20 protein-coding genes and 9 pseudogenes are annotated in these 20,262 nt (G+C 69.1%); 17 read left to right on the top strand and 12 right to left on the bottom strand.

What is annotated here, in order from left to right:
* From QMF80_RS34445 to QMF80_RS34435, 3 genes and pseudogenes are all read left to right on the top strand, one after another.
* Nucleotides 1-126: pseudogene (locus QMF80_RS34445) on the top strand (IS630 family transposase); the annotation flags it as partial.
* A 17-nt stretch (nt 127-143) separates the two neighbouring features.
* The gene (locus QMF80_RS34440; protein WP_283460736.1) at nt 144-599 is read left to right on the top strand and encodes a hypothetical protein; all 456 of its coding nucleotides are present in this window, start codon (nt 144-146) and stop codon (nt 597-599) included.
* Nucleotides 600-672: 73 nt separating this feature from the next.
* Nucleotides 673-1,688 (top strand): annotated as a pseudogene (locus QMF80_RS34435) (IS5 family transposase).
* Nucleotides 1,689-1,972: 284 nt separating this feature from the next.
* On the opposite strand, the gene QMF80_RS34430 reads toward QMF80_RS34435, so the two are convergent.
* The gene (locus QMF80_RS34430; protein WP_283460734.1) at nt 1,973-2,872 is read right to left on the bottom strand and encodes an IS3 family transposase; all 900 of its coding nucleotides are present in this window, start codon (nt 2,870-2,872) and stop codon (nt 1,973-1,975) included.
* Nucleotides 2,873-2,901: 29 nt separating this feature from the next.
* Nucleotides 2,902-3,198 carry a transposase gene (locus QMF80_RS34425; protein WP_267727200.1) on the bottom strand — a complete coding sequence of 99 codons (297 nt, stop codon included), beginning with the start codon at nt 3,196-3,198 and terminating at the stop codon, nt 2,902-2,904.
* A 271-nt stretch (nt 3,199-3,469) separates the two neighbouring features.
* On the opposite strand from QMF80_RS34425, the gene QMF80_RS34420 reads away from it, so the two are divergent.
* Complete coding sequence (locus QMF80_RS34420) at nt 3,470-3,823, top strand: hypothetical protein (protein WP_283460728.1); 354 nt, start codon at nt 3,470-3,472, stop codon at nt 3,821-3,823.
* Between the two features lie 12 nt (nt 3,824-3,835).
* Here the strand turns inward: QMF80_RS34420 and QMF80_RS38480 are convergent.
* A pseudogene (locus QMF80_RS38480) lies at nt 3,836-3,943 on the bottom strand (AAA family ATPase); the annotation flags it as partial.
* A 275-nt stretch (nt 3,944-4,218) separates the two neighbouring features.
* Here QMF80_RS38480 and QMF80_RS34415 point away from each other — a divergent pair.
* The 3 genes and pseudogenes from QMF80_RS34415 to QMF80_RS34405 form a co-directional block, all read left to right on the top strand.
* Nucleotides 4,219-4,647, top strand: coding sequence for a helix-turn-helix domain-containing protein (locus QMF80_RS34415; RefSeq protein WP_283460726.1), 429 nt, complete (start codon nt 4,219-4,221; stop codon nt 4,645-4,647).
* Entirely contained in the window at nt 4,644-4,982 is a 339-nt protein-coding gene (locus tag QMF80_RS34410; protein ID WP_283460725.1) for a hypothetical protein, read from the top strand. The genes QMF80_RS34415 and QMF80_RS34410 overlap by 4 nt, the downstream gene beginning before the upstream one ends.
* Nucleotides 4,979-6,067: pseudogene (locus QMF80_RS34405) on the top strand (recombinase family protein); the annotation flags it as partial. The gene QMF80_RS34410 and the pseudogene QMF80_RS34405, both read left to right, overlap by 4 nt.
* Nucleotides 6,068-6,496: 429 nt before the next feature.
* Here the strand turns inward: QMF80_RS34405 and QMF80_RS34400 are convergent.
* Nucleotides 6,497-6,748: pseudogene (locus QMF80_RS34400) on the bottom strand (ATP-binding protein); the annotation flags it as partial.
* A gap of 285 nt (nt 6,749-7,033) precedes the next feature.
* On the opposite strand from QMF80_RS34400, the pseudogene QMF80_RS34395 reads away from it, so the two are divergent.
* Nucleotides 7,034-7,258 (top strand): annotated as a pseudogene (locus QMF80_RS34395) (FAD-dependent monooxygenase); the annotation flags it as partial.
* A 116-nt stretch (nt 7,259-7,374) separates the two neighbouring features.
* Here QMF80_RS34395 and QMF80_RS34390 read toward each other — a convergent pair.
* The 5 genes from QMF80_RS34390 to QMF80_RS34370 all read right to left on the bottom strand — a co-directional run bounded on the left by QMF80_RS34390 (nt 7,375) and on the right by QMF80_RS34370 (nt 9,740).
* Entirely contained in the window at nt 7,375-7,788 is a 414-nt protein-coding gene (locus QMF80_RS34390) for a pyridoxamine 5'-phosphate oxidase family protein (protein ID WP_283460723.1), read from the bottom strand.
* A 239-nt stretch (nt 7,789-8,027) separates the two neighbouring features.
* Nucleotides 8,028-8,213 carry a hypothetical protein gene (locus QMF80_RS34385; protein ID WP_283460721.1) on the bottom strand — a complete coding sequence of 62 codons (186 nt, stop codon included), beginning with the start codon at nt 8,211-8,213 and terminating at the stop codon, nt 8,028-8,030.
* Nucleotides 8,214-8,254: 41 nt separating this feature from the next.
* Nucleotides 8,255-8,719: a YdeI/OmpD-associated family protein gene (locus tag QMF80_RS34380; protein WP_283460719.1), complete on the bottom strand. Its 465-nt coding sequence runs from the start codon at nt 8,717-8,719 to the stop codon at nt 8,255-8,257.
* 141 nt (nt 8,720-8,860) lie between these two features.
* Nucleotides 8,861-9,274: a VOC family protein gene (locus tag QMF80_RS34375; RefSeq protein WP_283460717.1), complete on the bottom strand. Its 414-nt coding sequence runs from the start codon at nt 9,272-9,274 to the stop codon at nt 8,861-8,863.
* A 130-nt stretch (nt 9,275-9,404) separates the two neighbouring features.
* A complete protein-coding gene (locus QMF80_RS34370; RefSeq protein ID WP_283460716.1) occupies nt 9,405-9,740 on the bottom strand; it encodes a VOC family protein in 336 nt (111 codons plus the stop codon).
* Between the two features lie 161 nt (nt 9,741-9,901).
* On the opposite strand from QMF80_RS34370, the gene QMF80_RS34365 reads away from it, so the two are divergent.
* From QMF80_RS34365 to QMF80_RS34355, 3 genes and pseudogenes are all read left to right on the top strand, one after another.
* Nucleotides 9,902-12,673: an ATP-binding protein gene (locus tag QMF80_RS34365; protein WP_283460713.1), complete on the top strand. Its 2,772-nt coding sequence runs from the start codon at nt 9,902-9,904 to the stop codon at nt 12,671-12,673.
* Nucleotides 12,674-13,115: 442 nt separating this feature from the next.
* Nucleotides 13,116-13,691, top strand: a complete 576-nt coding sequence (locus tag QMF80_RS34360; RefSeq protein WP_283460711.1) for a GNAT family N-acetyltransferase — start codon at nt 13,116-13,118, stop codon at nt 13,689-13,691.
* A gap of 127 nt (nt 13,692-13,818) precedes the next feature.
* Nucleotides 13,819-13,977 (top strand): annotated as a pseudogene (locus tag QMF80_RS34355) (Tn3 family transposase); the annotation flags it as partial.
* Here QMF80_RS34355 and QMF80_RS34350 read toward each other — a convergent pair.
* Entirely contained in the window at nt 13,939-15,258 is a 1,320-nt protein-coding gene (locus QMF80_RS34350; protein WP_283460744.1) for an MFS transporter, read from the bottom strand. The pseudogene QMF80_RS34355 and the gene QMF80_RS34350 sit on opposite strands and share 39 nt — an antisense overlap.
* A 17-nt stretch (nt 15,259-15,275) precedes the next feature.
* Complete coding sequence (locus QMF80_RS34345; protein WP_283460709.1) at nt 15,276-15,815, bottom strand: ArsR/SmtB family transcription factor; 540 nt, start codon at nt 15,813-15,815, stop codon at nt 15,276-15,278.
* A 102-nt stretch (nt 15,816-15,917) separates the two neighbouring features.
* Between QMF80_RS34345 and QMF80_RS34340 the strand changes: the two genes are divergently transcribed.
* The 4 genes and pseudogenes from QMF80_RS34340 to QMF80_RS38475 all read left to right on the top strand — a co-directional run.
* Nucleotides 15,918-16,064 (top strand): hypothetical protein, encoded by a 147-nt coding sequence (locus QMF80_RS34340; protein WP_283460707.1) that lies wholly within the window; start codon nt 15,918-15,920, stop codon nt 16,062-16,064.
* 304 nt (nt 16,065-16,368) lie between these two features.
* Complete coding sequence (locus QMF80_RS34335; RefSeq protein ID WP_283460705.1) at nt 16,369-16,563, top strand: peptidoglycan-binding domain-containing protein; 195 nt, start codon at nt 16,369-16,371, stop codon at nt 16,561-16,563.
* A 129-nt stretch (nt 16,564-16,692) separates the two neighbouring features.
* Nucleotides 16,693-17,805: an alpha/beta hydrolase gene (locus QMF80_RS34330; protein ID WP_283460702.1), complete on the top strand. Its 1,113-nt coding sequence runs from the start codon at nt 16,693-16,695 to the stop codon at nt 17,803-17,805.
* Between the two features lie 46 nt (nt 17,806-17,851).
* Nucleotides 17,852-17,983, top strand: a pseudogene (locus tag QMF80_RS38475) (transposase); the annotation flags it as partial.
* Between the two features lie 140 nt (nt 17,984-18,123).
* On the opposite strand, the gene QMF80_RS34325 reads toward QMF80_RS38475, so the two are convergent.
* The gene (locus QMF80_RS34325; protein ID WP_283460742.1) at nt 18,124-18,669 is read right to left on the bottom strand and encodes a GNAT family N-acetyltransferase; all 546 of its coding nucleotides are present in this window, start codon (nt 18,667-18,669) and stop codon (nt 18,124-18,126) included.
* A gap of 165 nt (nt 18,670-18,834) precedes the next feature.
* Between QMF80_RS34325 and QMF80_RS38470 the strand changes: the two are divergent.
* Nucleotides 18,835-19,059, top strand: a pseudogene (locus QMF80_RS38470) (ATP-binding protein); the annotation flags it as partial.
* Between the two features lie 418 nt (nt 19,060-19,477).
* Nucleotides 19,478-20,215 carry a VOC family protein gene (locus QMF80_RS34315; RefSeq protein WP_283460700.1) on the top strand — a complete coding sequence of 246 codons (738 nt, stop codon included), beginning with the start codon at nt 19,478-19,480 and terminating at the stop codon, nt 20,213-20,215.
* Nucleotides 20,216-20,262 lie beyond the last annotated feature (47 nt).

The following is a 20,262-nucleotide window of genomic DNA, read 5'->3' as shown; positions in this document are numbered from 1 at the left end:
CCAGACCACCTCATCCGCCGACTCCGACATGGCCTCCGTCAGATCCAATACCGCAGCGACATCATCGACGGATGCCTCGCCGCGACCGGCCTCACACCCACGACACCACGCCTACAACCTCAGTAGACGGACAAGGAGTAGCGGTGGCAGCGGCTGGCGGGGCGACGACCCGATCCTGGCAATGGCACGGCGCGGCCGCCCTGACCTCAGCCGTCTTCCCTGCCGTGTTCGTGCAGGCGACGCTCCTCGCCAACTGGAACGTGGACCACCCAGTGGTCGTTCCCGGCGACGACTCACCTGGCGGCGGGAACATGGGGAACGTGATCGCCGTGCCGATTTTCGCCGTCGCTGCCATCGTCTGCCTGCTGTTCCCGCTGCTGTGGGGGATCGCGGCCTTCCGCACGTGGAAGGCCGCGGCGGTGAAGGATCTGCCGGCGATTTCCACCGTCCTGCAGGGGGCTGCCTTGCTGGTGGCCCTTCCGGTCGCCATGACCCTGCCGTACAACTGGGCCGACGTCACAACACTCGTCGCCGCGGAACTGTTCGCCCTAGGCGTCGCCCTGAGACCGCGTTGGTCGCTCCGGACAGCGACCTCCTAGAGCCTGTGTGATGGTGTGATCAATCTTCGGGTTCCGTCCTCGGACGGGGGCAGGATCAGGTAGGTCGCTGGGTGTGACGCGGAGTCAACTCACCGGCAATCAATGGAAGTTCATCGAGCCCTACCTGCCCTACCTGCCGATCGGCGGGTTCGGCCCATACCCCGAGCGGCTGCGGAAGCAGTTTGAGGGGGTGATCTGGCGGTTCCGGTCCGGCGCCCAGGGACGGGAGATGCCCTGCGAGCTCGGTCCTTGGCCGACGGTCTACGGCCGCTTCCGGGTCTGGAGGGGCGCCGGCATCTTCACCGCGCTGTTGGAAGGCCTGATCGCCGAGGCCGCCCGCCAGGGAAAGACGGACTTGTCCGTGTTCAGCGTGGACTCCACCACCGCCCGCGCCCACCACGACGCCGCCGGGATACGCATCGGCAAGGAGGACGTGGACGCCCTGGAGGAAGCTGCCGCCGAGCAGGAGCAGGCCCGGCAAAAAAGGGGGCGGCCCGCAGGAGCAGAACGGGCAGGGCAGCGGAAACGACCCCAAAAAAGGAAGAGCGGCGACACATCCGGCGACGGCGCAAGCTCCGCTTGAAGGAAGCCCTGCTCGGCAGGGCCCTAGGCGGGCTGACCAGCAAGGTTCATCTCGCCGCGGGCCGCAAATGCCATCCGTTGTCGCTCGTCCTGACCGCAGGGCAGGCCGCCGACAGCCCGCAGTTCGTCCCCCTGCTGCAGAAGGTGCGCATCCGTCTGCCCGTCGGCCGTCCCCGCACCCGCCCCGACGCGGTCGCCGCAGACAAGGCCTACTCGTCCCGCGGCAAACGCTCCTGCCTGCGAAAACGCAACATCAAGGCGGTCATCCCAGAGAAGAAAGACCAAGCGGCCAACCGGAAGATGAAGGGCCGTAGGGGCGGCCGGCCCCCAAAGCCACGACGCCGGTCTATACAAGGAGCGGAACCCCGTCGAGCGCCTGATCAACAAGCTGAAGGCCTGGCGGGGCATCGCGACTCGATACGACAAGACTCCCGAAAGCTACCTCGCCGTCCTCCCCTCCGCGCCTCAGTCATCTGGATCAACGACCTCCTACAGGAACCTGGTTGATCACGACTCCAAGCAGGTCCTAATACGGTCGCGTTCGTGCCGTTCGGCCAGTGTTGGCAGTCGCCCGGCACGGCCTGCGAGCCGCTCGGCGAGGGGAGGTGGAACCACCCCTGAGGCGGCCTGCTCCCCCAGGGCCCACCCGTTCTGGGCAAGGAGCCCCGCGTGTTCGACGGTTCGAGCGATAGTCGCGCAGGAGGGTTGGCACCGGTCCAGTCTCGTCGGTGGCTCTGGCGGTCACGGCCGAGGGCCGGCGTGTCAATCCCCTGGAAGCGTAGAGACCTTCCTTATGCGGCTTGATCCTTCTGATGGTGCCGGGCACGTGCTTCGCTGATGGTTCGTTCGAATTCGATGGGTGCCAGGCCGGCGGCCCCGCTGTGGCGTCGGCGCGGGTTGTAGAAGTCGGTGATCCAGGTGGCGATCTTCAGCCGGGCCTCGGTGCGGGTGGCGAAGTGGTGCCGGTGGATGTACTCGACCTTGACCAGCGAGTTGAACGACTCAGCGGCGGCGTTGTCCAGGGCTGATCCGACACGTCCCATGGACTGCACCACTCCGAGCCTGTCGCACAGGCTGTTGTACGCCTCGCTGGTGTATTCGCTGCCGCGGTCACTGTGAAAGATCACGCCGTCCACGTCGCCGCCCCGGGTGACGGCCGCCATTTTCAGCGAGGCCCCGACCAGGGCAGCGTCGTGGTGGGCGCCCATCGCGTAGCCGAGCAGGCGTCGCGAGAACAGGTCCAGGACGGTGGCGAGGTACAGCTTGCCCTCACCGGTTTCGATCTCGGTCATGTCGCCGACCCACAACACGTCAGGCGCGACCGCGTCGAATCTGCGACGCACCAGGTCAGGGGAGGCGCGGCGCTTGCCCTGACGGGTCAGCGAGCGGCGTCGGCGTGGCGGCTTGCGGCCCTGGAGCCCGAGGTCGGCCATGATCTCGGCGACCGTGTTCACCGAGACCTGCCAGCCCTCGGCCCACAAATCCAAGGTGATCCTCGGCGAGCCGTAGGTGTCGCCCGACTCGCGGAAGAAGTGCGTGATCCTCTCTTCCAGCCGCATCCTCCTGACCTCGCGTTTCGTCGGCTCGGCCGGTCGGCGGCGCCATTTGTAGAACCACGCCTGCGACACGCCCAGCGCGCGGCAGGCAACGGTGTGCGGGATGTCGTACCCGGTCCTCTGGTCGCTGATCACCCCGACGAGCAACGCCGGGTCCCCCTCAGCTACTTCACCCAAAGGACCATGCAGCGTTTGAGGACATCGCGCTCCATCGCCAGCTCCTTGTTGTCCTTCTTGAGCACCGAGATCTCCCGGCGAAGCCGGGCCAGCTCCTCACGCTCGGGCACGCTCAGTACCCCGTCCCCGCCGGCCCTCCTGGCCCGCGACACCCAGCTCGCCAGCGTCGTGTCATTGATCCCGAGCTCCAGCGCGACCTGCGCGATCGGCCGACCCGTCTCGGCCACGATCCGCACAGCCCCCTCACGAAACTCCGCGTCGAACTTCCGTCGCTTCTCCGCCATGACTCTCAACTTCCCCTGCAGTCAAGGCTCCACGCTACGAGGGGAAGGTCAGGCGGGACATCCTCGGACTGTGGGCCGGCGACGGCGGCGAGGGCGCCAAGCACTGGATGCACGTCCTCCCCGAGATCAAGAACCGCGTGTCGGCGTATTCCTCTGCGTGCTCCGCCAAGTACAGACAAACGTGCACCGCTTGGCGGTCGGCGAGGTGGTCAGGATTGGCTGGCCGTCGGGCAGTGTTGGGGTCTCTGCGAGGGCTGTCATGATCTCGGGCATGGACGAGATCACCAAGGTTCTGAAGCGGGAGTTCGATGCAGAGGAGGGGAGCTTCCTGCTGCGGCTGCGCGGGGATCTGGAGTGGGACCGGGCTGCCTTCACCTGCTTGGAGCGGGCGATGCGAGCCGCATGCGAACGACTCCAGTCTGACGAGAAGCTCGATCGATGGGTTGCTGAGGGGTTCTATGAGGTCGCGACCCGGGTTCCGTCGTGGACGTCACACCCGAACTTCCCAAAGCCGGCGTCCGATGCCTACTTCGCGGACTGCATCGAGCGAGTCGGGGATCTCGCCAACTGGTTCTTCCGAGGCTGGCACGACTACTCCGAGGGACATGTCTGGAGTGACCTGTGAAGACTCAGTGGGTCAGGCCGCGGCGTCCCGGTCGCGCTCGATGGCGGCAAGTCGGTTCTTGAGTCGGTAGCTGGGGCCGTTGATGGACACCAACGGAACGCAAAGCTGTACTTGACGGTCACTCTGGCATCCGGGGAGCCGGTGGAGGGGTTGTATTCGCGCCCTGAGCACCGTCGGCGTCTTCGCCGGCCCATCGTCGAGAGGGCCCCGGATGTGCACTGATCGCTGTCGCATTGTTCAGGGAAGTATGCCGCGCCAGGGCTCGGGAATTCGGCTTGCGGTGCCGTCAACGGGGCGTGCGCCGTGGGTAGTCGGGGCGCGTTCGAAAGGTGCGGCGGGAAACAGTCGACACGGGCTGTTGGACGTCCTACCGTCCGAGGTAGGAGGCGGCGCCGATGAGCGAGGTCGCGAGATTGCGGGCCCTGGAAGTTTCCGGGCTGCTCCACCCGAATGCGCCGGCCGTGACCGCGGTGCCGTTCCGCGAGGGCGGGTTCTTCCTGGCCCAGGACAAGGTCCAAGTCAAGTACGAGATGCTGCGCGTGCAGGCGGTCGAGGAGTGGGACGTGAGTGCCGCAGCGGCGGTTCATGGATACTCGCGTTCTGCGTTCTACCTGGTCAAAGCGGCCTTCGAGGCGCAGGGCATGGCGGGGTTGCTGGACGGCAAGCCGGGGCGGCGCGGGCCGGTCAAGGTCACCGAGGGCATCGTGGCTTTCATTCGTGCGGCACCGAAGGGCACTTCGGGGGCGGTGCTGGCCGACGGGATCGAGCAGGTCTTCGGGGTGCTGCTGCACCGGCGCACGGTGGAACGGATCCAGCGGCCGTGACCGCGGCCGTGGTGTCGGGGCGGGACTGGTTCCCGCTGCCGGGCAAGGACGCGCAGGCCGAGTACGAGATGCTGCGCAATCACGTACTCGAGTACGGGCAGATGCCGTCTTCGCTGGCGGCGGCCCGGTTCGCGCGCCGCGGGCTGGCCGGCCTGATCGTCTGGCCTCGTGGTGAGACGGTCTTCCGGGCCGAGCTGTCCGGGGCACGCCGTCCGGGGTGGACGCCGCACCACGATCCGCGGCAGGACGCTCTTGCCGGCGCGTTTGCTGTGCTGCTGGACGCCGCCGACCGCCTGGGCCACGAGTGTGATGAGACGGGGAGGTGGGTGCGATGAGGGCGGCGCTCTATGCCCGGGTGTCGACCGAGAGCCAGCAGGCCCGCGGCACCATCGGCTCCCAACTGGCCGTGCTGCGCGAGCGGGTGGCCGCCGAGGGCGACGAGCTGGTCGCGCAGTTCACCGACGACGGCTGTTCCGGTGCCCGGCTGGACCGGCCGGGACTGGACGCGCTGCGGGATGCGGCCGAGGCCGGCATGTTCGAGCGGGTGTGGTGCCTGTCGCCGGACCGGCTGGCCCGCGTCTATGCCTACCAAGTCGTGGTCCTGGACGAGCTGGCCCGGCTGCGGGTGAAGGTGACCTTCACCGATGCCCCGCCGATCACGGATGATCCGCAAGCGGTCCTGCTGACGCAGGTCCAGGGTGTGATCGCCGAGTACGAGCGGGCGAAGATCGCCGAACGCTACCGGCGGGGCAAGCTCTTCCGGTCTCGTGCCGGCGAGGTGATCTCCTGGCGCACCCCTTACGGCTACCGGCGTCTGCCTCGCGACGGAGAACGTGCCGCTCACCTGGAGGTCTTCGAGCCGGAGGCCGCCGTGGTCCGCCGGATCTTCGAGGACTACACCGTGCGTGACTTGTCGATGCGGGAGATCGCCCGCGGGCTTGCCGCCGATCAGATCCCCACCCCGAAGAAGGGCAACGGCATCTGGGGCACCTCCACCATGGCCCGGCTTCTGCGCAACGAGGCGTACATCGGCAAGGTCTACTTCAACCGCACGGAAAGCGTTCCCGACCCCCGTCACGGTCACCGCCCGCGCCAGACTCCCCGGCCGAGGGAGGACTGGATCGCGATCACGGTGCCCGTGGTCGTCGCGGAGGAGATGTTCGCCGCGGTCGACCACGTCACCCGGGACAACAGCAAGTGGAGCCCCCGCCGGACCGAGCCCGGCCAGTGGATGCTGCGCGGGCTGATCAAATGCGGCTCCTGTCACGTCGGGACCAACTGCCACAAGATGCGCGGCCGCAACGGCACCTGGCACCGCTACTACTACTGCCGCAACCACGATCCCATCCGCGCGGGCGGCAGCGATCGTCGCTGCACCGAGCGCAACATCCGAGCCGACGTCCTGGACGCCTTCGTCCTCGACCAGATCCGCCAGGCCCTCCTACGCCCCGATGTCCTCCTCGCCGGGCAGCACGCGAGGGCCCAACACACCTCCGACGACGAGCTGTTGGCCCGAGAGCTGACCGGCCTCGACCGAAAGCTCGCCGCCGCCCAGTCCGAACGCAGCCGCCTGGCCGACCTCTACCAGACCAACCTGATCGATCTCCCTGACCTGCATCGACGTGCCGTCCTGATCGACCACCGGCGCCACGACCTGGCCGAGCGTCGAGACACGCTCGCCGCCCGCCGTCAGGAGCTTGCCCAGGCGGGACAGCTCCACGACAGGATTACCGGCTTCGCCCAGCGAGCACGTATCGGCATCGATGCGCTCAACTTCGACCAGCAACAAGACCTACTTCGCAAGGTGATCGAGGAAATCGAGGTCACCGGCTGGCACGTCAAGATCCACCTACGGATCCCCCTGGACGAGCCGCCATCCGAGCCATCGCCGCCACCCACTCCGCCTTGCCGGCCCGCACCGTCCAGCCGAGACCGTCTGCGTTCCGTTGGTGGAGATCACGTCGCAGTGGTGCAGGAGGCGGTCGAGGATGGCGGTGGCCAGGACCTCGTCGCCGAACACCTGTCCCCATTCGCTGAAGGTCTTGTTCGAGGTCAGGATGATGGAGCCCTTTTTGTAGCACTTTGAGATCACCTGGAAGATTCGCGGCCGCCACCTGAACCCCGACGGCACCGGCCTTGAGCCTTCCGAGTGCTACCTGATCCCTGCTCGACCCGACCCGAACGCTCCACCACCGATCACCGGGGCCGCACCTGTGCCAGTGCGCGACGACGAGGAAATCAGCAGGCAACAGCTCCTCCGAGGCCTGTGACCGCCTCGGCGTCGACACACGCTTCCTGTAGCCGTCACCTTCGCTGCCGTGGCGTGACGTACGTCTACCAATCCGAGCTGCTGGCTGCTGATCGGATCACGCTCCGCCCCCACATCCAGGTGGGGGCGGGCGCGAACCTCGCAATGCTGGAAGGCGCCGAACTCGCCGAGTCCATCGCCACCGACCCTGGCGATCTGGACGAGGCCGTCCGCGCCTTCGAAGAGCGGATGTGGGCGCGGGCCGGCAGGTGGGCGAAGATGACGACGGCCGGTCTGGAACGCCTCGTGAGCCCGGACCCCGCCGTAGCCCTCGCCCTCTTCGACCAAGTCCAGCCGTCCTGACTGCCAAGCGCGAGAGCACCAGCACTGACAGCTCGCCACGGCGGTGCGTCGAGGATGGACTTCGGCCAAGAAGCCGGGGTGCTTTGACGATCGCGCTCGCATGTCCGGGAGGGGCGCTACGTCAGCCACTCGCCGTCGACGACCATCAGATCCCGTCCCGTGATCTCGTTGACCTCGCGCCAGGTCTGGATCAGTTCCGGCCGGATGCGGAAGTACGGGTAGTTGCGCAGCTTGCGGGGGTCGAACCCGGTCTTGGCCGCGAACGCGTCGCCGACCTCGTCGGTGATCCCGTCGGCGACAACCGCGGATCCTTCGATCAGGACCACGTCGCGGGTCGGCCCGACCGTGAGCCGGATCCGGCCGCCGGCACGGAGATTGCGGGCCGTGGGGTTGCCGGGCGCCGTCGAGATCAACAGCGTCTCGCCGTCCCAGAGGAACGACAGCGGCACCAGATACCGCGTACCCGCTCGGTCGGCGGTGGCCACCCAGGCGTCGACGTCTTCGTCGAGGCGGCGCCGGGTGTCTTTCATGCGCTGCGCGAGCGATCGAGGCGGGGCGGGGCGGGGCGGTCATGGCGTCGGGTCTCCAGTTTCGGATACGCGTGGTGAGAATGGTCGGTCGCCTGGTCCGGGGGTCACACCGCCGGGCCACGGAGCTCAGCTCGCTGCCTGCTTGGCCAGCCTGGCGATCCGCTCCTCGTCGGAGGGAGTCGGCGTCGTCCGGGCGAAGGGGGTCGGCCACACGGTGCCGTCGTCGAGGTTGACGGTCGTCACTTCGCTGGATGTGGTGTTCCTGCCGGTGGGGCGGGAGCCCGCAGGAGGAATGGCCAGCCGGCGGGCCAGTTGGCCGGCGCGAGGATGCCCATGATGACCAGGTGGTTCGGCGCGGCCCAGCTTTCCGGCACCGGGTCGTGGTTGACGATGTGGGTGGTAGCCGCGCCGGTGAGCACGAACATCGGCGTCGTGGCACCCAGGAAGCGTGTTCGCCTATCGGGGATCAGCCCCGCAGGGTGGAGATGGCCTTCTCGATGCGCCGCCGACGCGTCTCGGGCTTCTTCGCGCTCTCGATCGCGTGAACGTGCGCGCGCTTGTGGCTGTACGCGAGATCGTCGTACGCGGCGCGGGCGACGGGGTCGTCGTCCAAGGCGCGGGCGAAGTCCTCCGGCTCGACAACGACGCGCGGCTCGGTGTCGAGTTCCAGTTCCACCTCGACCTCGTCGCCGATCGCAACACCCGCGGCCCGCCGGTTGGCATGGCTGAGGCCGATCAGGTGGCGGCCGCGCAGCAGGGCGAGGCGGCTCTGCCAGGAATGCCCGTTGACCGTGATCGTCACCGGCGGCCGCGCGCCCCCGCCGACCGCTGCCACCACCGCGGACGGAACTTCCAGACCCCGCATGGGCTCAGGCGGCTCGACGTAGGCCCGAAACTTCATGATCTTCTCCTGTTCGTCCTGCCGGTTCATCGCGGATCCCGCCCCGGCTCCGATCGCCGCTCCCGCTTCCCGCTCACGCTTCCCGCACCGGGGTCACCCGGGGTCACAGCCGTCCGGGACGGCAGCGGCACGGGCCCGCCGTCCCGAACGGCTGTGAGACACAGATCGCGGCTACTCCGCGTAGGGCTGGTCGGTTCCCTGGGAGCTGTAACCGACGCTCCAGATGTAGCCGTCCGGGTCGGCGAAGGTGCCGCCGTACCCGCCCCACGGCAGAGCGCCGGCGGGGTTGAGGACCGTGGCGCCGGCCTCCTCGGCCTCCGCCAGCACCTCGTCGACCCGCGCCTCACTGCGGACGACGTAGGTCAGAACCAGTCCGCTGAAACCGCTGCCTTCCTGGTCCGTACCCACCTGGGCGGCCAGGCCTTCGCGGCTGTAGAAGCCGACGGGCGAGGCGCCGTCCGATGCGAAGAACACCGAGATGCCGAAGTCGCTCTGGATCTTCCAGCCGAGCCCCTCGGTGTAGAACTGCTTGGCCCGGTCCATGTCCCGGACACCAAGAAGGATCGAGCTGACGTGTGCCTTCATGTCCTGCTCCTCATATATGGGCGATCATGTAATGCATGGGTGATTATGCGCCCGGCGGGGCGTCCGGGCAGGGCCAATTGGCCACCCCGGCGCAGGTGTTCGCCGGTGAACCTGGTCGCGAGCGCGGTGCTCACTGGTCCTGAATGAGGCCGAGGACGTTGCCGTCGGGATCGGTGAAGGTGGCCACCAGGCGGCCGCCGCCGACATCGTGCGCCGCCTCCCGCACCGTGGCCCCTGCGGCGGTCACCGCGGCGAGCCTCGCCTCGAGGTCCGGTACGTGCCAGTAGGCCACCGGGGCAGTCATGCCCTGCGGTCCACCGTTCGGCACCAGCCCGATGTGCTGGCCATCGGCCTCGAAGCCGACGTAGTAAGGAGTGTCGTGCTCCGGTTGAAGGCCGAGAAGGGCTGCGTAGACCTTCTTGGCCTTGGTCAGGTCGGACACGGGGTGCAGCACGGTCTTGATCACGTTTGCTCCTGTAGGCGCGATCTGTTGTGCTCCTAGCTTGCATCCAGGCCCAGTTGGTGAGCATCCGTGGTGACCACGGAACCGATCACGGACCGACCACGGAACCGACCACGGATCGCCGCCCCGGATGGAACACGGAGCGGATGCGACAGAATGCGGCCATGGCGATAGAAGGCGGCATCTCCCCAAGGGAGGCCGAGGTATTGGAGCTCCTCGGCTCTCACTGCAGCAACGCTGAGATCGCAGCGCGGCTGTTCATCTCGGTACGCACCGTCGAAAGCCACGTTTCCTCGCTGCTGCGCAAGCTGGACCTGCCGGATCGGCGAGCTCTCGCCCAGCGCGCAGCCGTCGATCAGCCCCATCGGGAACCGGTCCCCCTGCCGGCCCCGCTGACCTCGTTCATCGGCCGGGCCGAGGAGCGGGCAGAGCTGTCCGAGATGATCATGGCGCATCGCCAGGTGACTGCGGTCGGTCCTGGCGGCGTGGGCAAGACCCGGCTCGCCTTGGCGGTGGCGGCGGAGACAGCCGACCGGTACGCCGACGGGGTGTGGTTCGTCGACCTGATCCCGGTCACCGATCCCGGCCTGATCGCGACCGGCGTCGCGGGTGCGCTGGGACTCGGCGAGCAGCCCGGCCGCGACTTGACCGAGTCGGTGGTCGCCGCGCTGGCCGACCGTCAGGCGTTGCTGTTGTTCGACAACTGCGAGCGTGTTGTGGACGGGGTGGCGCTGTTTCTCGAGCGGCTACTCGCGGCCTGCCCCGGGGTGACCGTGCTGACGACCAGCCAGGCGCGGCTGATGGTGCCGTTCGAGCGGGTGTATCAGGTCCCGCCGTTGTCGCTGGCCGGCGAGTCGGACGCGGTCGCGTTGTTCATGGATCGGGCGCAGGCGGCCGGCTGGCCGCTGGAGCCGTCACAGCACGACCAGGTCGCCGCGATCTGTGCGCGGCTGGACGGCATGGCGCTGGCGATCGAGCTGGCCGCAGCCCGCTTTCCGACGCTCGGGCTGGACGGCATCACCGACGCGGTGTCCCACCCGCTTCGGATGCTCATCGGCGGCTCCCGTGCCGATGAGCGGCACCGCTCGGTTCGGGCCGTGCTGGACTGGAGTCACGCCCTGCTGGAGCCGGTCGACCAGGACCTCCTGCACCAAGTGTCGGTCTTCGTAGCGCCGTTCACCGCATCGGCAGCGGCCGAGGTCGCCGGATCCGCGATAGACGTGGTCGCCGACGGACTTGCCCGGCTTGCCGAGCAGAGCCTGCTGGGGGTGACGTCGTCCCCGAAGGGCACCCGCTACCGGGCCTCGGAGACCATCCGCCAGTACGGGACGGAACGGCTGAGCCAGGCCGATGAGCTGGCCGGTGCCCGGGCCCGGCACCTGCGCTGGTGCCTCACCCAGGCCGTCGACCTGGCGGTGGCCGGGCAGGACTGGCGGGCCCGGTTCGACGCAGCCGCCGATGAGCTCCGCGCATCGCTGAGATGGGCGGCAAGCGAGCCGGAGCAGCGCGCGGACGCCTACCGCCTGGCCCGGCATGTGGCTGAGCTGACCTTCACCCGCCATCTGATCGGGGAATCACAGCAGCGGTACGAGCTGGCGTCCGCGCTCGCCGACGACCCTGCCGCCACTGCGTCCATGCTTCGGCAGGCCGCGGAAGTGGCCGCCTGCCGTACGCGCGGCGATGACATGTACCGCCTCTACCGCGCCGCCGCGGATGCCGCTCGCCGTACCGGGGACAGCGCCGGCGCCGCCGTGGACCTGGCCACCGCCGCCACCGCCGCGTACCGGTTCTCGAGCACGTTCGCGCAGCCGCCGCCCGAAGAAGAGGCGATCGCCCTGGTCAGCGAAGCGCGTGAGCTGGGAGGCGACGACCCGGCCGCCGAGGCGGCGGTGGCGCTGGCGGAGGCAGGGGTGCTCAGCGATACGTTCGGCGCGGTTCAGGGCCCGGCCGACAACGCCGTGGCGCAGACGCTTGCGCGCGCCGAACGTGCGGTCGAGCTGGCTCGCCGTACCCGCAACCCGCTCGCGGAGTCCGCGGCGCTCGACGCGCTCACCGCGGCACACGCCTGGGCCGGTGACCCGTTCGCTTGCGCAGCGACAGCCGGGCGCCGGATCACGCTGCTCTCCTCCATGGCGGACCAGCCGCAGACGCCGGGCGGTGTCCACGAACTGATCGACGGGCTCGGCATGGCCGTGCAGACCAGCCTCGGCGTGGGGAACCTGGCCGACGCCCTCCGGAGGGGACGCCAGCTGGCCGACCATCCGGCACTGGCCGAGGTGGCCCATCGGGCCACGAGCTGGCTGCTGGTCGCCGACGCGCTGGCGGGCGACGTCGAGGAACTACTCACCGGCAGCACGCGCTTCCTCGATGGGTGGCGGCGTGCGGGGAGCCCGGCCAAGGCCTCCCTCGGCCCGGCGGCTGCCGCAGTGGCGATGATCCACAACTTCCGCGGCGACCACGACGCCGAGCGCGAATGGCAGGTGGTTCTGGATCGGCTCGGCGACTCATCCGAGCGGACGTACGGCTACGGGGCGCTTTTCGACGCGATGCGGATGCTCCATCACGGGCGCGCCGGGGAGGCCATGGAGCGGATGGCGCCCGAACCTGGCGAGGTGTGGAAGTGGGTGACCTGGATCTGGCTTCACTGGTACGTGGCCATACGCGCCGAGGCCGCCGTTCTCGCCGGAAGTCCGGAGGCGCGCGACCGCCTGGCCGATGCCCGTACTCTCACCGTCGGCAACCCGGTCGCCGGCGCCATCGTGGAGCGGGCGGAATCCATCCTCGACCAGGACCACAAGCGCCTGCTCGCCACCGCGGACGTATTCGAGGCCCTCGGTTGCCGCTACCAGGCGGCGCGGACGATGGTGCTGGCCGGTGGCGAGCACACCGCCCGTGGCGCCGCCGTCCTGGCTGCTCGCGGGGCTCGACCCCAATGACAGCCAGCGTGATCGCTATCGGGCGAGCCCGGGTCTCCTGCCCGGTGGGCTCGGGCGACGGCGACGCGTTCGGCGTGGCCGCGGCCACCACCCCGCGGTGAGACCAGGCGGCGCACCGGCCTGCGCGGCCCCCGCACCCCCGCCTCCGCCAACTCCCCGAACGAACCGGCAGCGGCCCCCTGGCTCCACCGACCCGCCATCAACGAATTGGGTGAGAGCGGGCGGAGAGCGAATGCCGGTGGCTTCCGGCATCGGTTCGCGTCAAGACGTCCAGGAATGCCGATGAGAAGTGGCAGCCTGAGAGAGGTGATTCGGTTCGGGAGGCGTCCCGCCCAGTGGAGCAGGCCGTGAAGATCCGCGCAGCGGGGTGGGCCTTGGCGGGCACCGCAGGGGTCGGCATAACCGATCGACAGCCTGACCGTGATGGCGTTGGCTGGCTGGCATGCTGGAACTGCGTACCGATCGCCTCCTGCTCCGCCGCTGGCGGAAGTCCGACCTCGAACCGTGGGCGGCGATGAACGCCGATCCCGAAGTCCGAGAACACCTGGGGGAACTGCTGACGCGGGAGCAGAGCGATGCCGCTGTGGCACTCATGCAAGTCGAGTTCGATGAGCGCGGCTTTGGGTGGTGGGCGCTCGAAGTACGGGAGACCGGTGAGTTCGTCGGCCGCGCCGGCTTGGACGAGGTGGACGAGGACATGCCGTTCCCGGGGGTGGACATCGGGTGGCGGCTGACGCGTTCGGCGTGGGGTCACGGCTACGCCACCGAGGCCGCCATTCGCTGCCTGGCCTTCGGCTTCGAGGACCTGGGGCTTCCGGAGGTCATCGCGTCGACGACCGTCAACAACCTTCGTTCCCAGGCAGTGATGCGCCGGATCGGCATGAGCCGGAACCCGGCCGACGACTTCGAGGATCCGAGCGTGCCTGAAGGGCCGCTTCGCCAGTGTGTGCTGTACCGGACCTCCCGCGAGATGGCTACGGGCCACACCGGGCGGCGGGACAGGACCCCGCTTGACTGAGCAGGTCCCCGGGACCCTCCGGGTGTGAGTAGTCACGGTACAAAAAGAGCCGCTGGGATTGATCTTGCTCGGCTGGCACACCGTCCGGTGGTGCTGCCGGGGTTCGGCGATACCCGTTGGCGGAGAGTCGCTCATCACCCACCAGGTCCGCGCCTGCGACCCGCTGCGGATGTTCGGCCGCGAAGGGCACCCCACCCCGCTGGGGGCGGCGTTCGCCGAGTACGGGCCCATCGACAAGACCATGCACCTACTCGCCCTCGTCGACCCGGTCGACGACACCTATCGGTGCCCTCGCGGAGCACTGAAGGGCACTCCTCTGAACGGGATCCGAGGATTCCAGGTGATCCGGATCGTCGGCCGGGGCGGCGGCGCGCAGCGCCGCTTCGACCCGGCGGTTGCTGGTCATGGTCGACGTGACGGCGGTCATGGTGAGGAGGAGTCCGGCGGCGGTGTAGAGCGGGGTGCGTATGTCGTAGGTGGTGGCCAGCCAGCCGCCGAGGAAGGCGCCGAACGGCGCGGCGCACATGGCGAGCATGCGGGAGGTGGAGGCGACCCGGCCCATCAGGTGGGCGGGGACGATCGCCTGTCGGAGGGAGGGGCCCAGCACCATCGTGGCGCCCATGCCCGCTCCGCAGACGGCGAGCGCGAGGCCGGCGGCGTGCGGGTTCGGAGCGGCGGCGAGGCCCAGGATGGCGAGTCCCTCGACTGCGGCCGTGCAGGTCAGTGCGGTGCCGGTGCCGAGTCGTCGGCCGAGGAAGGAGGCGATGCCCGCGCCCAGCAGACCGCCGGTGGCCTCCGCCGTGAGGAGCAGGCCGAAGCCGAAGGTGTTGATGCCGAGACGGTCGTGCGCGAAGAGGGCGAGTACGGTCTCCACGGCGAGGAAGGCGATGTTCCCGACCGCCGGGCGGAGCGCGAGCCCGAGCAGCAACCGGTCCCGGATGACGTACGAGGCGCCGTCCCGCGCCTGCCGCAGCAGCGACTCACGGGCCTGGGGTGCGGGCCGGGGTGCGGCGGGCAGCGACCGTACGAGCAGTGCGGAGATCGCGAACGACACCGCGTCGGCGAGCAGCGGAACCGCCCGCCCGAGCGCGAGCAGGGCACTGCCCGCGGGCGGCCCCACGAAGCCGGACGCGGCGGTCTGGGTGCCGCGCAGGCGGGAGTTGGCGCGCTCCAGGAGCGCGGGGTCGCGGCCGAGCAGGTCCGGCAGATAGGCCGTGGCGGCCGTGTCGAAGAAGAGTCCGCCGAGGCCGAGCAGGAAGGCGACGGCCGCGAGCAGTGGAATGCTCAGCACGTCGAGCGCGGCCGCTGCCGCCGGTATCGCGAGCAGCACCGCACGCGCCGCGTCCGTGACCCACATCGTGCGCCTGCGGTCCCAGCGGTCCACCAGCGCACCGCCGAGCACCCCGAAGAGCAGCCACGGCAGCGTCCCGGCGGCCGTGACGACAGCGAGCGCCATCGGATCCCGCGTCAACGCCAACGCGAGCAGCGGCAGCGCGGCATGCGACACCCCGTCGCCGAGCGAGGACACCGTCTGCGCGGTCCACAGCCGCCCGAACCCGGTCGGCAACTTCCTCACACCTGAGGTCACTTGGTGCCCCCATCGGCCTGCTCGCGCGATGCCGGGTGGAACAGTGCGAAGACGAGTGACGCGTCCGGCAGCGACGGATCGGACAGCTCCCGGTACTCGTCCGCCAGTGCCTCCAGGCGCGCCCCCAGCTCCGCGAACTGCTCCGCGGTGAGCCGTAGATGCGCCATCCGTACGTGCCGCTCGCCATCCACCGGCGACGCCTCCAGGTCCGCCACCGCATGCCGCATCAGCACATCCGGCCCTCCCTCGCCCGGATCCGGCAGCACGATCGCCCGCGCGGCCATTGCGTAGTACCGCTCGGTGACCCCCCGGACCTTCCGTGTCCGCACCACCTTCACCAGGCCGGCCCGCTCCAGCAGCCGTACGTGGTAGCTGGAACTCCCTTTGGCGAGACCCACTCGCTCGGCGATCTGGGTAATCGTCGCGGGCTCGAAGCGGAGCACGGCCATGATCCGGTGACGCGTGAGGCTCGAAACGGCGCGCAACTGGTCGTCAGTGGTGACGTGGAACGTCTCGGGAAGATCGTCGGTAGGCATGCCTCCAATGGTCAACGTTTCTTGACCATTGGGCAACGGGATTTTCGTCCGGGCTTCCGGAATCGACTGTTCAGCGCGTGAGTCCTGACGCCATCCACGGCCATGACGATCACTCAGGAGCCGACGGACGGCGCGGACGTACTCGTCGCCGTGCCGCTCGCGCGCACCGAGATCACCATCGCCTCGCCGAGTGCACCCGCGAACTCACCGTGGCATAACAACGTCACGGGCGGCGAGGCAGGGCGGTAACCACCATGGTGCGCAGGCGCACGGCCGGGGCACCGTACAAGGTCGGCGACACCGTCACCGGCACCACGTATGTCGAGACGGCGAACCGTCTCACGCGACGTGACGAGCGGTTCACCCCGATAGATCGAGCAGCGACCGAACGGCCCCCGATCCCGCCGCGCACCCGGACCGGTCCGCCGGACCGACCCGGCCACCCGGCTCCGCGCACCCGTCGCCCTCCGGGGAGCCGTCCGGGAGTCCGGGCGCCGGGCCGGGTTCCGGATCGGGGGCGGACGCCCTCGGCCCTGGTGACGCAGGGCAGTCGGTGACGCGGATGCAGCGCTTGCTCTGCTCGATCGGCCTCTACCACGGCCACCGGTTCGGGTCCTACGACGAGGACACGACGGCGGCCGTGCGCACGTTCCAGCAGTGGTCCACCGTCGCGGCGGCCGTCGTCGCCGATCCCCCCGGCCGGTACGGCCCGGCCACCCGCACCGCCTTGGAGCGGCTCGCGCCCTGACCGGACGGCGTCGACGCGCCGGCTCCTGTTCGTGCCGGTTCGAGGGAACCGAAATGCCGCCGTGCCGATCTATACCTGCGAGATCCGTTCGAGACCGTTCGAGATCCGTAAGTCTGCACCGGAGTCCGAGTGAAACACCGTTCCGCCTCGCTCTGCGCGGCCCTCGTCCTGTCCGCCGTCGCCGCGCTGTCCGGCTGCTCCAGCGAGGGCGATCCCGTCTCCTTCGCCCCGAAGGAGACGGCGAAGCCGGGTGAGAGCGCCGCCAGTGACGTCAGGATGCCGACCCACCCGCGCGAGTGGACGACGCAGCGGGAGCTGCCGGACGGGACCCGGGTGGTGCGCACCGACCTGACGGGGCCGAAGTCCGGCTTCACCGGCCGGGTGTGGGCCTGGGTGCCGAAGCAGTACGGCCGGCCCGAGTACAAGGACAGCGCCTTCCCGGTCCTGATGGCGCTGCCCGGCGCCGTGGGCTACCCGACGAACTACTTCTTCTCCAAGGAGTTCCGCCTCCAGGAACGGATCGGGGAAGCCGCCGACAAGGGCGAGAGCCTGCCCTTCATCGTGGTCATGCCGGTGTTGAACGCCAACAAGGACACCTACTACGACGGCAGCGACATACCGGGACAGCCCAAGATGGGCACCTGGATCTCGGACGACGTCCCCGACCTGGTGCGGGAGAACTTCCGTACCTACGCCGACCCGAAGGGCTGGGGCTTCTTCGGCTCCTCCTCCGGCGGCTACGTGGGCATGAAGATGGTGCTCCAGTACCCCGAGCGGTTCAGTGTGGCGATCGCGGGCGGGCCGGACGCGGCGCCCGATTCGCCGCTGTGGAACGGCCATCCGAAGGAAAAGCAGGAGAACAGCCCGGCCTGGCTGGCCGAACAGCTGATCAAGAAGAGCAGCCCCACGAGCGGCCCCACGAGCAGCCCGTCGAGCGGCGCCAAGGGCGGCTCCAAGAGCAGCCCCAAGAGCACTCCCAAGAGCAGCCCCTCGACCGGTGCCACGAAGGGCCCCACGACCGGCCCCAAGGTGGCGATCTCCTTCCTCATGGGCACGAAGGAGCCGAAGCAGGAGGTCGCGGCGCTCGAAAAGCTCCGCCAGGAGATCACCAAGGGGCCGGTAGAGACCCGGGTGACGTCCTTCGAGGGCGGTCACGACGGGTACAAGTACACGGACACCCTGTTCAACGGGGACCTGAAGTGGATGAGCGACCGGATGCGCGGCCCGGTCGCCGCGAAGTGACCGCCGCTCAGGGGAAGGGCGGGCAGGAAGTTTCCCCGTCCACCGCAGCAAGGCCGTCCGGCAGTGGCTGGACGACAACGCCGACCGTGCCGAGATGCACCTGATGCCCGGCTACAGCCCCGGACTCAACCCCGACGAACTCCCGAACGCCGACCTGAAACGGCACGTGAACGCCGCGCGCGACATCACCCGACGACCTCGCCCACGAAACCTGCCGGTTCCTGCGCCAACGCCACGAACAAGGCAGCATCGTCTGCGGCTACTTCGCCACCCGGCACATCCGCTGCACCATCGAGTAGGAGACCCATCAGCTTCGGCTCAATGGCTGTCCTTTGCCAGCCGCAGTTCGGCCCTGACCACAACCGACTCGCGCGGCCCCTGGTTGCGGTTGCCGAACTGCCGGGTGGCGGCATCGGCAGGGTCGAGGGTGAAGCCGAGGGCTGCCAGCAGGCGCTCACCCGGGGGCCATCCGGGCGGCACGGTGGCGGTAACCCTGCGGATCCCCAGTGACCGGGCCGCCGTGAGCAGGGTGTCGGCCACCGCGCGGCCGACTCCGAAGCCCCGGGCGTCAGGGTGGACAAGGAACAGTCCGACCGCCGCGTCGTCGGGACCGGGACTGGCCAGGACCAGGTCCACCAGGCCGATGACCGCCGTGCCCTCGGTGACCACGAGGAGCCGCTTATCCTCCGGGGACCGCGCCCTCGGGAAGGGCGTAGTAGAGGCTCTGCACGTCGCCCGGGGCGGACGGCACCCCGGTGGCGCGTTCGAACGGGGCCTGCCCGTCCAGACCGACCGCCCCCACCCAGAGAACTGGTTCGGCCTGCCGACGAAGCCGGTCCTTCCAGCGGATGTCGTCCAGGCCATTCGGACCGCTCTCGCCCGAGGCTGGACGCCACGCGTCAGCGGATCGCCCTTCCACCTCGAAGTCTCAAGCGCAAGCAAGACAGGAGAGGACCCGGCTCGCGCCCGCGACACTCTCGGCATAGTCGCGGGCTCGACATAGGTCGATCCATGCGGATATCGGCATAGATCGACGAAGTCGGCTATACGGAACTGGACCGCCGCGGCGCCGAACTCCTCTCCCAGGTCCTGACGGAACGCGAGGAGAAGAACAGCCTCGCCATCACCTCGAACGAGCCGTTCGGCAAAGCGCACATGTTCCGGCGAACCTGTGCCGGGCGGTGCCGAAGTTCGACAGGTTCGGCCGTGCTCAGGTTGTCCCAGCCGAACGTCCCTCGCGCCAGATGCGCCTGAGGGCTTCGAGTTCGATGCGGGGAAAGTGCTCGTTCCACTTGCCCCGGTACCCGCTTTCCCCGTACTTCCTCGCAATTTCGTCGAAGCACCGAATCACCGCCCGGGCGACGGTGTCGACAAACGGCCAAGGCTACTCGTCGCCCCACTTGGTCCGGAGCTCAACGGAGTGGGGAGCTTCAGCCAGCGTCGCGCGAGTTGTCGGCTGGGGTCGCCCGCTCGTGGAGCGTGCGGGCCGAGTCGGCCGGCGCAGGCTTGAGCAGCATTCGATCGGTCAGTGGCGTCGGCGTCGGGGCTTGCCTTCGTTCACAAGGACTCGCCTCGGTCGGAAGTCTCGGCAAGCGCGACCACAGTCAGTGCCTGGTCGAGCACATGTCTGATCGCGGCGGCCTGGGCTGGCGGAGCTTCTAGGATCTACGGCATGGCAACACGACTCGTGCAGATCAACATGAAGGCCCATGACGACCCCGCGCTCGGCCGGTTCTGGGCGGAGGCACTCGGTTGGGGTGTCGACAGCGAGGGACCCGGCGTGACCAACCTCGAACCCGTGGGCTTCGCCTACCCCGACCCCGTGGCCGTTTGCATCGATATCGTCGGCCGCCCGGAACCCAAAACGGTCAAGAACCGCGTGCACCTTGATCTGGCCACCACCTCGAGCGCCCATCAAGCGGAGTTGGTCGCGCGCTTGAAGGATCTCGGCGCGACGCTCGCCGACGTGGGGCAGGGCGACGTCCCCTGGACGGTCATGGCCGACCCGGAAGGCAACGAGTTCTGCGTCCTGGAGCCCCGTCCGATCTACCAGGACACCGGGCCGATCGCCGCGGTGGTGGTCGACTGCACCGACCCACGAGGGATGGCCCGGTTCTGGGGCGAGGCGATGGACTGGACGCTGCACGAGGTCACCGACGATCACGCGAGCATGCGCTCCGCCAAAGGCGTCGGGCCCTACCTGGAGTTCCTGCACACTCCCGACACCAAGAGCGTGTGGAACCGCGTCCACCTCGACGTCTGCCCCTACCCCGGTGACGACCTGGCCGCAGAGGCAGCCCGACTGCGCGCCCTGGGCGCCACCGACCCTGGTATTGATCAGTCCGCAATCTCCTGGACGGTTCTGGCCGACCCGGAAGGCAACGAGTTCTGCCTCCTCACGCCTCGCTGACCTTGAGCAACCACTCCGGCTGGTTACGGGGCAGCGGCGAAGACCGC

Source organism: Streptomyces sp. G-G2 (genome assembly GCF_030063135.1).
Lineage (GTDB): Bacteria > Actinomycetota > Actinomycetes > Streptomycetales > Streptomycetaceae > Streptomyces.
Note: the sequence above shows the minus strand (reverse complement) of the source record. Positions and strands in the feature narration are given on the sequence as shown.

Excerpts from the sequence above, each read along its gene's own strand:
- QMF80_RS34425 (WP_267727200.1), bottom strand. The coding sequence starts at position 3,198 with ATGGCGGAGAAGCGACGGAAGTTCGACGCGGAGTTTCGTGAGGGGGCT.
- QMF80_RS34420 (WP_283460728.1), top strand. The coding sequence starts at position 3,470 with ATGGACGAGATCACCAAGGTTCTGAAGCGGGAGTTCGATGCAGAGGAG.
- QMF80_RS34415 (WP_283460726.1), top strand. The coding sequence starts at position 4,219 with ATGAGCGAGGTCGCGAGATTGCGGGCCCTGGAAGTTTCCGGGCTGCTC.
- QMF80_RS34390 (WP_283460723.1), bottom strand. The coding sequence starts at position 7,788 with ATGAAAGACACCCGGCGCCGCCTCGACGAAGACGTCGACGCCTGGGTG.
- QMF80_RS34385 (WP_283460721.1), bottom strand. The coding sequence starts at position 8,213 with ATGTTCGTGCTCACCGGCGCGGCTACCACCCACATCGTCAACCACGAC.
- QMF80_RS34380 (WP_283460719.1), bottom strand. The coding sequence starts at position 8,719 with ATGAACCGGCAGGACGAACAGGAGAAGATCATGAAGTTTCGGGCCTAC.
- QMF80_RS34375 (WP_283460717.1), bottom strand. The coding sequence starts at position 9,274 with ATGAAGGCACACGTCAGCTCGATCCTTCTTGGTGTCCGGGACATGGAC.
- QMF80_RS34365 (WP_283460713.1), top strand. The coding sequence starts at position 9,902 with ATGGCGATAGAAGGCGGCATCTCCCCAAGGGAGGCCGAGGTATTGGAG.
- QMF80_RS34360 (WP_283460711.1), top strand. The coding sequence starts at position 13,116 with ATGCTGGAACTGCGTACCGATCGCCTCCTGCTCCGCCGCTGGCGGAAG.
- QMF80_RS34345 (WP_283460709.1), bottom strand. The coding sequence starts at position 15,815 with ATGCCTACCGACGATCTTCCCGAGACGTTCCACGTCACCACTGACGAC.
- QMF80_RS34340 (WP_283460707.1), top strand. The coding sequence starts at position 15,918 with ATGACGATCACTCAGGAGCCGACGGACGGCGCGGACGTACTCGTCGCC.
- QMF80_RS34325 (WP_283460742.1), bottom strand. The coding sequence starts at position 18,669 with ATGGCCTGGACGACATCCGCTGGAAGGACCGGCTTCGTCGGCAGGCCG.
- QMF80_RS34315 (WP_283460700.1), top strand. The coding sequence starts at position 19,478 with ATGGCAACACGACTCGTGCAGATCAACATGAAGGCCCATGACGACCCC.